Here is a 12661-nt window from a genome sequence, read left to right on the forward strand (position 1 = left end):
GAGTTCCTGATGAAGGACGCCTATTCCTTCGACATCGACCAGGCCGCCGCCCGCCACGCCTACAACCGGATGTTCGTGGCCTACCTGCGCACCTTCGCGGGCCTCGGCCTCAAGGCGATCCCCATGCGGGCCGATACCGGGCCGATCGGCGGCGACCTCAGCCACGAGTTCATCATCCTGGCCCAGACCGGCGAGAGCGAGGTCTACTGCGACAGCCAATACCTCGACTTCGAGATCCCGCCCGTCACCACCGATTTCGAGGATGTCGCCGGGCTCCAGGGCACCGTCGACCGCTGGACGTCGCTCTACGCCGCCACCTCCGAGATGCATGAGCCGGCGGCCTTCGCCGAGGTGCAGGCCGACAAGCAGATGGCCGCGCGCGGCATCGAGGTCGGGCACATCTTCTACTTCGGCACCAAGTATTCCGAACCGATGGGCGCCAAGGTCACCGGCCCCGACGGCGTCGAGCGCCCGGTCCACATGGGGTCCTACGGCATCGGCCCGAGCCGCCTCGTGGCGGCGATCATCGAGGCCTCGCACGACGAGGCCGGCATCGTCTGGCCCGACGCGGTGGCGCCCTTCGACGTCGCGCTGATCAACCTGAAGACCGGCGACGCCGCCACCGACGCCGCCTGCGCGGAGATCCAGACGACGCTGGAGGCCGCCGGGCTCAGCGTGCTGTACGACGACCGGGACGAGCGCCCCGGCGCCAAGTTCGCCACCGCCGACCTCATCGGCCTGCCCTGGCAGGTCATCGTCGGGCCGCGCGGCCTCGCCGAGGGCAAGATCGAGTTGAAGCGCCGGGCCGGCGGGGAGCGCGAGACCATCGCGCCGATCGATCTGCTCGCTCGGTTGAAGCGGATCTGAGGCGCATCATGGCGGGGGCCCTGACGGATAGGCTTGCGGGACTCCGCGCCCGGTTCAAGCGCGGGAGCACGCCGCCCTTCGCCGGGTTCGAGTGGATCATCGCGGGGCGCTATCTGCGGGCGCGGCGGCGGGGCGGCGGCGTCTCGGTCGTGGCGTTCTTCTCGCTGCTGGGCATCACCCTCGGAGTGGCCACGCTGATCATCGTGCTCTCGGTGATGAACGGGTTTCGCACCGAGCTCCTGTCGAAGATCGTGGGCATCAACGGCCACGTCTTCGTCTCGCCGATCGACAAGCTGTTCACGGATTACGCCGACCTCTCCGAGCGCCTGTCCAAGGTCGCCGGGGTTCGCGCCGCGATTCCCCTGGTCGAGGGGCAGGCCTTCGCCTCCTCGCCCTTCGGCGGGGCGGGCAGCGGCGTGCTGGTCCGGGGCATCCGGGGCGAGGACCTGACCAAGATCGGCGCCATCGCGGACAACATCAAGGGCGGCACGCTGGAGGGCTTCGACGACGGGTCGGGCGTGGCCCTCGGCCGGCGGCTGGCCGAATCCCTCGGCGTCCAGGCCGGCGATCAGATCAACCTGCTCACCCCGAAGGGCGCCTCGACCCCCTTCGGCACCGCGCCGCGCACCAAGGGCTACACCGTCAAGGCGATCTTCGAGATCGGCATGACCGAGTTCGACTCGACCTTCGTGTTCATGCCGCTCTCCGAGGCGCAGGCCTTCTTCAACCGGGACGCCGACGTCAGCCTGATCGAGATCTACCTCGACAACGCCGAGACCGTGGCGGCCATGCGGCCCGACCTCGAGATGGCCGCCGAGCGCCCGGTGCTCCTCACCGATTGGCGTCAGCGCAACCGGACCTTCTTCGGCGCCCTGGAGGTGGAGCGGAACGTGATGTTCCTCATCCTCAGCCTCATCGTCGTGGTGGCCACCCTGAACATCATCTCGGGGCTGATCCTGCTGGTGCGCGACAAGTCGAGCGACATCGCCATCCTGCGGACCATGGGGGCGACCCCCGGCACCATCATGCGGGTGTTCCTCATCAACGGCGCGCTCATCGGCGTCGTCGGCACCCTGAGCGGTCTGGCCCTGGGCGTCCTGATCACGATGAACATCAAGGGCATCCAGCGGGTGCTGTTCCCCTCCGCCTGGGATCCGACCGTGCGCTTCCTCGCCGAGATCCCGGCCGAGATGAACGCCAACGAGATCACCGTGGTGGTCGTCACCTCCATCGCCCTGTCGCTGATCGCGACTCTGTACCCCTCATGGCGCGCCGCCCGGCTCGATCCGGTGCAGGCCCTGCGCTACGGCTGACGCCATCGCACCGGACTGCTCGCGGTCCGGGCGGCGGGTCCGGAATCATGAGCCCGACACGAGGACACCCATGACCACGAATGCCGAGGCGCCCGGCGCGCAGCCGGTCCCGGCCCTGTTCTTCGCCAAGGTCGAGCGCCGCTACGCGCAAGGGGCGGGCGCCCTCGAGATCCTGCGCGGCGCCGACCTCGCGATCTGGCCCGGCGAACTCGTCGCCCTGGTGGCCCCCTCGGGGGCGGGCAAGAGCACGCTCCTGCACCTCGCCGGCCTGCTGGAACGTCCGGATGGCGGTGAGGTCTATATCGGCGGCATGCCGACCGCCGCTCTGGCGGACGGCGAGCGCACCCGCCTGCGCCGCGAGGAGATGGGCTTCGTCTACCAGTTCCATCACCTGCTGCCCGAGTTCTCGGCCCTGGAGAACGTCGTCATGCCCCAGCTCATCCGGGGCCTCTCGAACCGCGAGGCCAGGCTAAGGGCGACGGAACTTCTCAGCTTCCTCGGCCTGAAGGAGCGCCTCGTACACCGGCCGGCCGAACTGTCCGGGGGCGAGCAGCAGCGCGTCGCCATCGCCCGCGCCGTCGCCAACGGTCCGCGCCTGCTGCTCGCCGACGAGCCCACCGGCAACCTGGACCCGCACACGGCCGGCCACGTCTTCGGTATCCTGGTCTCGCTGGTGCGCGCCTCCGGCCTGGCGGCGCTGATCGCCACGCACAACATGGAGCTCGCCGCCCGCATGGACCGGCGCGTGACCATCCGCGACGGCCTCATCGAGCAATTGCCCTGATCCGGTCAGTCGGCCGCCTTAGCCCGTGATCATTGCCTCGATGCGGTCGCAGGCGGAGGACACGCCGTCCTCCTCCGCCATGCGCTCGCGGACCTGGCGGCAGCGCCGGGCCACCTCCGGCGACGCGAGCAGGCTGTCGAGCCGCCGGGCCGCGCGCGCCGGTGTGAAGCGGCGCCGGCTCAGGCTCGCGCCGAGCCCGAGGCGCCGGATCCGCTCCGCCTCGTCGAAGTGATCGAAGGCCACGGGCACGATGAGCTGGGGCGTGCCCGCCGCCAGCGCCTGCGCTACGGTGCCGATGCCGCCGTGATGGATCAGGGCGGCGCTTCGCGGCAGGAGCGCGCTCAGGGGCGCGTAGGGCACGTGGATCACGCCTTCGGGCAGGTCGGGCGGGATCTGCCCGTCCTGCGGCGAGAGCAGGATTCCGCGCCGGCCCATGTGCTCGCACAGGCTGACCGCGGTCGAGAAGAAGCGCTGCGCCTTACGCATGGCCGAGCCGTAGGTGAAGACGAGGGGCGGTGACCCTTCGGCCAGCATGGATTCGAGGGCCGGGCTCAGGGCCTGTTCGTCGCCGAGCCGGTCCACGATCGGAAAGCCGGTCTGTACCGCCTGGGGCAGCCAGTCCGGCTGGGGCGCCGCGAACCAGTCCGGGAACATCAGCAGCACCCGGGAGGGGCTGTTCCACCAATAGCGGAGCCGACGCACCGGACCGAGATCGAGGCGCGCCCGGAGGGCGTTCAGGGACGGCAGGGCGGCCGGCCCGATGACGTAGCGGTCGGCCCCCCGCCCGAGCCAGTGGCGCACCCGGGAGGGCATCAGGCCGGCGAGGCCGAGGCCCGGCAGGAGCGGTGCCGCGTCTCGGCTCTCCACCAGCAGCGGCATGGCGTGGACGGTGATGACGTTCAGACCGAGCTTCTCCTGCGCGATCCGCGCACCGAGGCTGAGGCTGGAGGCCACCACGAGGCCCTCGCGCAGGCGTCGATGCTGCTGCGCCAGCCAGTGGTAGGTCTGCTCGGTGAGATCCGACAAGCCGCCAAACAGGGTGCCGACCCCACGGCGCGGGTGCCAGAGGTCCGGCTCCCGCATCGCCTGCTCGTAGGTGTCGCGCGTACCGAGGCCATGGAACGGTACGCCGGCGCGGCGGGCCAGCCCTTCGAACGGAGCGGGGGCGGCGAGGACGACGCCGTGCCCCCGGCGGATCAGTTCCACGCCGAGGGCGAGGATGGGCAGGACGTCGCCGTGTGAACCGACGGCAACGAGGTGGATCTGCATCTGGACCGGTCCATGCGGGTGTCCCCCGGTCCCGGATGTAATATACCTCCTTGAGGCGAGGTTTGAGTCAAAACTCGGTGATTGGCTCACTATTTTGTGATATTTAACAATTGATAAGCGAATCTTGCATCATTCGTCACGTTCGCGCGAGGGCGTCTGCGACCCGTGCGCCGGCCTGAGAAACGCTTAACCATGCGATCAGGGTGCGCGTCTCGGGGCTTTACAAAGAACAAAACAAGAACAAAGATCGGTGCGTCAACGGGAGGCGAGGCCGATGTTCAAGCGAATGGTCCTGACGGGCGCGGTCGAGTTCATGGCGTTCGGATTGCTGGCGGTGTCGATCGCCGCCTGGGCCATCGCCCTGTCGCCCTTGCGGTAGCGTTGCGCCGGAAGCACAGGGGGCCGCCAGTCCACAGCCAAACGCATCCGCGCTCCGGTTTCTCATGGATTGGAAACCACGACTCGGGCTGTTGAGGTCCCATGGCGCGCATCCTCAAAGACCCCGGCTACGTCCACCTCCACGCCCATTCCTCCTATTCCCTGCTCGAAGGCGCCCTGAAGGTCGGCGACCTCGTGAAGGCCGCGGCGGCGGACCAGCAGCCGGCGCTGGCGCTCACCGACACGAACAACCTGTTCGGGGCCCTGGAATTCTCCGAGAAGGCCGCCGGCGCCGGCATCCAGCCCATCGCGGGCATCCAGCTCACCGTCGCCTTCGAGGCGCCCGACCCCATGGCTCGGGTGGCCCAGGCGCAGGCCGGCAACGCCAACGTCGTGGTGCTGGCCCAGGACGAGGCGGGCTACGGCAATCTCCTGCGGCTGGCGAGCCGCGCTTATTTCGATGGCGCGCTGGGCGATTCGCCCCGCGTCGACGTCGCGGCCCTGGCCGAATCGAGCCGGGGCCTGATCGCGCTCACGGGCGGCTCCACCGGGCCCCTCGACTGTGCCCTGCGCTCGGGTCGGGCCGAGTTGGCCGCCAAGCGGCTGGCGCAGCTCAAGGCCGCCTTCGGCGAGGACAACCTCTACGTCGAGATCCTGCGCCACGGCCTGCCCGACGAGCGCATGGTGGAGCGGGAATTGCTGCGTCTGGCCGAGTCCAACGGCCTCTCGGTGGTGGCGGCCAACGAGCCGTTCTTCGCCAAGACGGGCGATTACGACGCCCACGACGCCCTGCTGGCCATCGCGGATGGACGCCTCGTCTCGGACGACCGCCGCCGCAGGCTGACCCCGCGCCACGGCTTCACCACGCGGGCGGAGATGGCCAAGCTCTTCGCCGACCTGCCGGATGCCCTGAACGCCACCGTCGAGATCGCCATGCGCTGCGCCTATCGCGTGCGCACCCGCAAGCCGATCCTGCCCAATTTCGGCGTCGTCGCCGCACGCGATCCGGCTGCCCCCGAGGTCGAGGCCGCTCCGGCCCTCGACGAGCCGGCGGAACTGCGGCGGCAGGCGCAAGCCGGCCTCGAACTGCGCCTGGCCCAGCACGGCACCGCGCCGGGGATGACCGAGCAGGTCTACCGCGACCGGCTCGCCTTCGAGCTCGACGTCATCGTGGGCATGAAGTTTCCCGGCTACTTCCTCATCGTGTCGGACTTCATCAAGTGGGCCAAGGACCACGACATCCCGGTGGGGCCGGGGCGCGGCTCGGGTGCCGGCTCCCTGGTGGCGTGGTCGCTCCTCATCACCGATCTCGATCCGCTCCGCTTCGGTCTGCTGTTCGAGCGCTTCCTGAACCCTGAGCGCGTCTCGATGCCGGATTTCGACATCGATTTCTGCGTCGAGGGGCGCGAGCGCGTCATCCAGTACGTGCAGCAGCGCTACGGCGAGCGGCAGGTGGCGCAGATCATCACCTTCGGTACGCTGCTCGCCCGCGGCGTGCTGCGCGACGTCGGCCGTGTCCTGGAGATGCCCTACGGGCAGGTCGACAAGCTGACCAAGCTCGTGCCCCAGAATCCGGCGAACCCCGTCACCCTGGTCCAGGCCATCGAGGGCGAGCCCAAGCTTCAGCAGGCGATCGAGGAGGAGCCCATCGTCGCCCGCCTCATGGAGATCTCCAAGAAGCTCGAGGGCCTGCACCGGCACGCCTCGACCCACGCCGCCGGCGTGGTCATCGGCGACCGACCCCTGGAAGAACTGGTGCCCCTCTACCGCGACCCGAAGACGGGCATGCGGGTGACCCAGTTCAACATGAAGTGGGTCGAGAACGCGGGCCTGGTGAAGTTCGACTTCCTGGGCCTGAAGACCCTGACACTGCTTCGCTGCTGCACCGACTTCCTGGCGAAACGCGGCATCATCGTCGATCTCGCCTCGCTGCCCCTCGACGACGCGGCGACCTACGCGCCGATGAAGCGTGGCGAGACGGTCGGCGTGTTCCAGGTGGAATCGGCCGGCATGCGCAAGGCGCTCGTCGAGATGCAGGCCGACCGCTTCGAGGACATCATCGCCCTGGTGGCGCTCTACCGTCCGGGTCCCATGGCCAACATCCCGGTCTATTGCGAGCGCAAGCTCGGGCGCGACGCCGGCAACGAGGCGAGCTGGTACCCGCACGAGAAGCTGGAGCCGATCCTCAAGGAGACCTTCGGCATCATCGTCTACCAGGAACAGGTGATGGAGGTGGCCAAGGTCCTGGCCGGCTACTCGCTCGGCGAGGCCGACATGCTCCGCCGCGCCATGGGCAAGAAGATCAAGGCCGAGATGGACGCCCAGCGCGACCGCTTCGTGAAGGGCTGCATCGAGCGCGACCTGACCAAGGCCAAGGCCAACGAGATCTTCGACCTGCTCGCCAAGTTCGCCGATTACGGCTTCAACAAGTCGCACGCCGCCGCCTACGCCCTGCTGACCTACCAGACCGCCTACCTGAAGGCGAACCATCCGGTGGAGTTCCTGGCTGCCGCGATGCAGCTCGACATCGACGTCACCGACAAGCTCGCCGAGTTCCGCCAGGACGCCCAGCGCCTGAAGATCACCGTCGAGCCCCCCTCCATCAACACCTCCGGTGTCGGCTTCGAGGTGCGCGAGGGCCGCATCCACTACGCGCTGGCGGCGATCAAGGGCGTCGGGCGCGGCGCCGTCGAGGCCCTGATCGAGGCGCGGGGCGAGCGGCCGTTCAAGGATCTCGCCTGCCTGGCGCGCCGACTCAACCCGCGCATGCTCAACAAGCGCACCCTGGAGAACCTCGTGGCGGCCGGCGCCATGGACACCATCGAGCCGGATCGCGCCCGGGCCTGCGCCGCCATCGAGCCGATGATGAAGCTTGCCCAAGGGGCGGCGGAAGCCGCCAGCACCGGCATCGAGGACATGTTCGGGGGTGTCACCGCCGCCGACGTGACCCTGCGGGTGCCGGCCCACGATCCCTGGCCGATGGCCGACAAGCTGAAGAAGGAATACGAGGCGATCGGCTTCTTCCTCTCGGGCCACCCGCTGGACGAGTACGGCGACCTCCTCGGCAAGCTCCGGGTCCAGACCTGGGCCGAGTTCTGCCGGGCGGTGCGCGCCGGCACCACCAGCGTGGGCCGCGTGGCGGCCTCGGTCCTCGACCGCTCGGAGCGCCGGACCAAGACCGGCAACAAGCTCGGCATCGTCATCCTGTCCGACCAGACCGGGCATTTCGAGGCGATCATCTTCTCGGAAGGCCTCGGCCAGTATCGCGAGATCCTCGAGCCGGGGCGCCCCCTGGTCCTCCAGCTCCAGGCCAACCTCGAGGGCGAGGACGTGCGCGCCCGCATCATGACCGCCGAGCCCCTCGACGTGGCGGTGGCCCGCCACCAGAAGGGCATGCGCGTCTACCTGCGCGACGAGCGCCCGATCCCCAGCGTGCAGCAGCGCCTGCAGGTGCGGGGCGAGGGCGAGGTCTCCCTCATCCTCCTCCTCGACGGCGAGCGCGAGGTCGAGGTCAAGCTACCGGGCAAGTACCAGGCGACGCCCCAGATCGCCGGGGCGCTCCGGGCCGTGCCGGGGGTGGTGCAGGTCGAGGTGAATTGAAGCGCCGGCCGGCTTTCGGATACGGTGCCTAATAACGAGGCCTCAGGGAGGCTGACCCATAGGTCAGCCTCCCTGAGGTCCGGCGGACGATCGCTGCCGCGCGTCGCGCGGGCGGACCTCGATGAGTCGGGCTCATCGAGGTTCCGTAAAAGGTCGGCCGGGGCGAGGGCCCGACCGACGCCCCGCCTCACGCCGCGCGGATGGCGGCGAGGAAGCCTTCCACCTCCTGCCGTACGTTCACCGACTGGACCGAGAGTTCGCCGGCCGCCATCAGCACCTGCTGGGCCGCCGAACCCGTTTCCCCCGAGGAGGCCAGGACCCGGGCGACGTTCATCGAGACGTCCTGGGTTCCGCGGGCCGCTTCGGCGGCGTTGCGGGAGATCTCGCCGGTCGCCGCCGTCTGCTCCACCACCGTCGCGGCGATGCTGCCGGTGATCGCGTTCACCGAGACGATGGTCTGGCCGATCTGGCGGATCGCCGCGACGGCCTGGGCCGTGGCCTGCTGGATCGCGGTGATCTGACCGCCGATCTGGTCGGTGGCCCGCGCGGTCTGGCCGGCGAGTTCCTTGACCTCCGCCGCGACGACGGCGAAGCCGCGACCCGCCTCGCCGGCCCGCGCCGCCTCGATGGTGGCGTTGAGCGCCAGGAGGTTGGTCTGCCCGGCGATGCTGGAGATCATCGTCACGGCCTCGCCGATGCGATCGGCGGCCTGCATCAGGCTGCCCATGGCGATGTTCGTCGCCTCCGCGTCGCGGGCGGCGGCCCCGGCGGCGGCGTTGGACTGCTGGACCTGGCGCTCGATCTCGTGGAGCGACGCGACCATCTCCTCGGCGGCGGCCGCCACGGTCTGCACGTTCGCCGAAGTCTCCTCGGCGGCCGCGCTGGAGGCGACGGCCTGGCCGTTGGTGTTCTCGGCCACCTGGGTCATCGAGCGCGCCGTCGCATCGAGTTCGGTCGCCGCGGAGGTGACGATGCCGATCGCGCCGGCGATGGTCTGCTCGAAGCTCTGCACGAGCCCGTCGACACGGTCGGCCCGGCGCTGGCGTGCCGATTGTGCGGCGACCTGCTCGGCCTCCAGTTCTCTGCGTGCGATGGCGTTCTGGCGGAATACGTCGACGGCCTTGGCCATCTCGCCCATCTCGTCCACCGCATCCTGCGACGGCACCGTGACCGCCGTCTCGCCGGCGGCCAGGCGGCTCATCGCGCCCGTCATGCCGGAGATCGGGCCGATGATGCTGCGCGCGATCAGGAAGGCGAGGGCGCCGCCGAGGGCCAGCGCCAGGGCGACGAAGGCCATCTGCAGGGTGCGGGCGCGGCCGACGCTGGCGTCGGTGGCGGCGGTGATCTCGGCGACCGCCCCCTCGATCTTCGTCCGCATCACCAGGCCCGCCTGCATCAGGGCCGTCACGTGCGGCTTCAGCCTTTCGTCGTAGGCGATCCGGGTGCTCTCGATCGCGGCGGCGGCGGCGTTGAAGGCGCCGATATAGGCGGCGACCGTCTCATGCAGCTCCTTGATCGGCCGCGTGAATTCGGCGCCGGTATCGAGATCCCGCAATGTCTTCAAGGCGGCGTCGGCCTTCTGGCTGTAGGTGGCGAAGGTCGCCGGACCCTGGGGATCGCGGGTGGCGAGGAAGCGCCAGTTCGCCACACGCATCAGCAGCACCGCGCTCTCGACCTGCGCGACCTGGGCGACCTCGGCCGTCGATCCGTTCCGGCGGATGTCGGCCGTCAGGATGCCCGTCACGCGCGTGAGCTCGTCGCCGGTGCGGAACAGCTTGCCCTTGCTCTCCGCCAACGTCGCACCGGCTTGGCCGAGGCGCTGGATGTCCTCCTTCAGCAGGGCGGAGTCGTCGCGCATGGCGGCATACATCGCCCGGCGCTCCTCGGAGACGGCGATGTCGACCTGGCGCTGGAGCAGGGTCGCCATGCCCTGGCGCGTCTGCTCCATCTGCCCGACCTGCTCGGGCTTCTGGTTCGCCTGATAGTCCAGGGCCTGGCCGAACAGGCGCTCTCCGAGGCCGTTCACCGAAAAGACGTTGCGGGCGCCTTCCTCGAGGCGAGCAAGCCGAGCGTAGTCGCTGGTGACAGACCCAAGTTGATACTGCGAGGTTACACCGATTCCGCCCGTGATGACGATCAGGCTGCCGAAACCTGCATAGAGGCGCGCGCGGATACCGATTTTCATTGGCATGAACCGATCAATAGGATGCTTTATCCGCGATAACGTATCCGTAAATCGATAATCGAACCTTAAAGCGAAATATTGCCTCTCTAAGCCCAGCGATTTGATCTATTTTCATTCAATCGCGAGCCGTTGCTCCCATGCAAGGCGTCCGGAGTGTGTTCACGCGAGAAGATGAAAGTCGTCGTCCGCCGACGTCGAGCAATATTCCCCGCGCGGTGTGGATCTTCCGCTGCTCGACCTGACGGGATTTGCGCCTGCGCCACGGATTCGCGGCGCGAGGCGCGGAACTCTCGCGTCGATTTCCTGTGTCGATCTCAGGATTCGGATGAAGCCGGCGCGCCGGCCGTGAGCCGTGCCCGCAGCCGTGTGGCCACCATCGCCTGCAGGGTCAGCAGGTGCGGACAGTGGATCCCTTCCGCGAGGCAGGCGGACACCGTGCGGAACAAGTATTCGGCGCTGGGGCCCAGGTGTCCGGCGCCGGAAGCGATCCGGTCCGCGATCGCCGCGTCCGAGATCGCGCCGGTGTAGCGGTCGCTGTCCGGATTGACCACGAACGTGAGGGCCTGGACCGTGCCGGCCGCCGTCTCCACCGGCACCCAGCGACCGAGATAGCCGTTGCCGCGCATCTCGCGGCGCCAGACCGGAAGCAAGGTCTCGGCGGCCTCCGCGCCCGTCAGCCGAAAGGCGACGCCCTCGCAGGAGCCGCCCACATCCAGGGCCAGGACGAGGCCGGGCTTCTCGACGCTGCCGCGGAACCGCCGCTGCAGAAGGCAGAACCGCCGATGATAGCCGTGGACCGTTCCGACGCGCCGCTCCGAATAGGCGAATTCCGGCTGCCAGATCAGTGAGCCGTAACCGAACACCCAGAGCCCTTCGGCGGGCATCGGCCGGGATGCCATGGCGGCGGCGAGACCGGGACGAAGTTCGGCGTCGCTGAGCAGGGCCAGCGCGGTGGCGTCGTCGGCCACCGGGGTCGGATGCGCGCGGGCGATCAGGTCGAGGGTAAGGTCGAGAACGGGGGCCGGCATGGCCCCACCGAACCATCGCGAACGCCCTCGCGCAAGTTGCCGGCGCCCATTCCGTTCCGGGTCGAACGGCGCCGCACCGCGAAGGCGCGTCCGATCGTCCCCAGCGGACTCAACGTCTGGTGCCCGCCAGCGCCTCGAGCTCCGGCAGCGGATCGGTGCGGTGGCCCTCGCAGACTTCGGTGTCCTCGTCCACGATCGCGAGGATGCCGGCCTTGTCCTGGATCACCACTTTGGGCCGCTCGGCCTTGCCGAAGGTACGCCCCTTCATCCGGCTCGACACGCAGTAGAGCGTGCGCCCCTCGTCCACGAACGGCTTCGAGACCCGACTGTGCTCGAACCGCACCGGGATCAGCGAGACGGCGCCGAACGCGGTCTGCCGCAGGGCGAGGTCTGCGAGGCGCTCGTTCAGGGACGCGGTGGGGGAGGGGGCCGGTAGCCCCGCGCGGGGGCCGCACCCGGCAAGGCCCGGGGCCAGAACGACCGCGAGAAGCGCCGGCCAGCGGCCGCGCCAGAGAGACAACCACACCGCCATCGGACCTCGCATCACAGCCCGCTGAGCCTAACCGTATTCCCGCCCGGCGCGAGTCCTGTCGATGATGCAATCTGCGCTGTCCCGCCATGTTTGCAACCTGCCGGCGGCGCCGTAAGACACGCTCATGCAATGGACCGACGAGGCCCTGGTGCTCGGCCTGCGCCGGCAGGGCGAGACCAGCGTCATCCTCGAACTCATGACCCGGAACCACGGCCGCCATCTCGGGCTCGTGCATGGCGGTCGCTCGCGCCGGATGCAGCCGGTGCTCCAGGCGGGCAACCGGGTCCAGGCCACTTGGCGGGCCCGCCTCGACGAGAGCCTCGGCGCCTTCGCGGTCGAGCCCGTCGAATCCGTCGCCGCCCGGCTGATGGGGTCCGGGCTCGCGCTCTACGGCATGAGCCACCTCGCCGGCCTGCTGCGCCTGTTGCCCGAGCGCGATCCCCATCCCGAGCTGTTCGCGGCGGCCGGGCTTCTCGTGACGCATCTGCACGACCCGGACATCGCCCCGCCCCTGATGGTGCGTTTCGAACTCGCCATCCTGGCCGAACTCGGCTTCGGGCTCGATCTGGCGGCCTGCGCCGCCACGGGGGGCAACGACGCCCTGATCTACGTCTCGCCCCGCAGCGGGCGGGCGGTGAGCGCCTCGGCCGGCGAGCCGTTTCGCGATCGGCTGCTGGCGCTGCCCGACTTCCTGCGGGAGCGCGA

General features: G+C 69.4%; 9 protein-coding genes. 5 read left to right on the plus strand and 4 right to left on the minus strand.

Annotation, left to right across the window (positions count from 1 at the left end):
* The 3 genes from K2X24_RS09620 to K2X24_RS09630 form a co-directional block, all read left to right on the plus strand.
* The coding region (locus K2X24_RS09620) for a proline--tRNA ligase (protein ID WP_292497190.1) at window positions 1-867 on the plus strand (867 nt) is incomplete at its 5' end.
* A gap of 8 nt (window positions 868-875) precedes the next feature.
* A complete protein-coding gene (locus K2X24_RS09625; RefSeq protein ID WP_292497193.1) occupies window positions 876-2180 on the plus strand; it encodes a lipoprotein-releasing ABC transporter permease subunit in 1305 nt (434 codons plus the stop codon).
* A gap of 70 nt (window positions 2181-2250) precedes the next feature.
* On the plus strand, window positions 2251-2964 hold the full coding sequence (locus K2X24_RS09630) for an ABC transporter ATP-binding protein (protein ID WP_292497195.1): 714 nt from the start codon (window positions 2251-2253) through the stop codon (window positions 2962-2964).
* An 18-nt stretch (window positions 2965-2982) separates the two neighbouring features.
* Here the strand turns inward: K2X24_RS09630 and K2X24_RS09635 are convergent, their stop codons facing one another.
* A complete protein-coding gene (locus tag K2X24_RS09635; protein WP_292497198.1) occupies window positions 2983-4233 on the minus strand; it encodes a nucleotide disphospho-sugar-binding domain-containing protein in 1251 nt (416 codons plus the stop codon).
* Window positions 4234-4713: 480 nt separating this feature from the next.
* On the opposite strand from K2X24_RS09635, the gene dnaE reads away from it, so the two are divergent.
* Window positions 4714-8211: a DNA polymerase III subunit alpha gene (gene dnaE, locus K2X24_RS09640; RefSeq protein WP_292497201.1), complete on the plus strand. Its 3498-nt coding sequence runs from the start codon at window positions 4714-4716 to the stop codon at window positions 8209-8211.
* 187 nt (window positions 8212-8398) lie between these two features.
* Here dnaE and K2X24_RS09645 read toward each other — a convergent pair whose 3' ends face one another.
* From K2X24_RS09645 to K2X24_RS09655, 3 genes are all read right to left on the minus strand, one after another.
* Complete coding sequence (locus tag K2X24_RS09645; protein ID WP_292497207.1) at window positions 8399-10396, minus strand: methyl-accepting chemotaxis protein; 1998 nt, start codon at window positions 10394-10396, stop codon at window positions 8399-8401.
* A 314-nt stretch (window positions 10397-10710) separates the two neighbouring features.
* Window positions 10711-11424, minus strand: coding sequence for a gamma-glutamylcyclotransferase (locus K2X24_RS09650; RefSeq protein ID WP_292497202.1), 714 nt, complete (start codon window positions 11422-11424; stop codon window positions 10711-10713).
* A gap of 109 nt (window positions 11425-11533) precedes the next feature.
* On the minus strand, window positions 11534-11956 hold the full coding sequence (locus K2X24_RS09655) for a hypothetical protein (RefSeq protein ID WP_292497204.1): 423 nt from the start codon (window positions 11954-11956) through the stop codon (window positions 11534-11536).
* A 124-nt stretch (window positions 11957-12080) separates the two neighbouring features.
* On the opposite strand from K2X24_RS09655, the gene recO reads away from it, so the two are divergent.
* The coding region (recO, locus tag K2X24_RS09660) for a DNA repair protein RecO (protein WP_292497205.1) at window positions 12081-12661 on the plus strand (581 nt) is incomplete at its 3' end.

Origin of the sequence: Methylobacterium sp. (assembly GCF_019750675.1) — a bacterium.
Lineage (GTDB): Bacteria > Pseudomonadota > Alphaproteobacteria > Rhizobiales > Beijerinckiaceae > Methylobacterium.

Bases quoted from the DNA above. Each gene is read 5' to 3' on its own strand.
- K2X24_RS09635 (WP_292497198.1), bottom strand. From the start codon at position 4,233: ATGCAGATCCACCTCGTTGCCGTCGGTTCACACGGCGACGTCCTGCCC.
- dnaE (WP_292497201.1), top strand. From the start codon at position 4,714: ATGGCGCGCATCCTCAAAGACCCCGGCTACGTCCACCTCCACGCCCAT.
- K2X24_RS09645 (WP_292497207.1), bottom strand. From the start codon at position 10,396: ATGAAAATCGGTATCCGCGCGCGCCTCTATGCAGGTTTCGGCAGCCTG.
- K2X24_RS09655 (WP_292497204.1), bottom strand. From the start codon at position 11,956: ATGGCGGTGTGGTTGTCTCTCTGGCGCGGCCGCTGGCCGGCGCTTCTC.
- K2X24_RS09650 (WP_292497202.1), bottom strand. From the start codon at position 11,424: ATGCCGGCCCCCGTTCTCGACCTTACCCTCGACCTGATCGCCCGCGCG.
- K2X24_RS09630 (WP_292497195.1), top strand. From the start codon at position 2,251: ATGACCACGAATGCCGAGGCGCCCGGCGCGCAGCCGGTCCCGGCCCTG.
- K2X24_RS09625 (WP_292497193.1), top strand. From the start codon at position 876: ATGGCGGGGGCCCTGACGGATAGGCTTGCGGGACTCCGCGCCCGGTTC.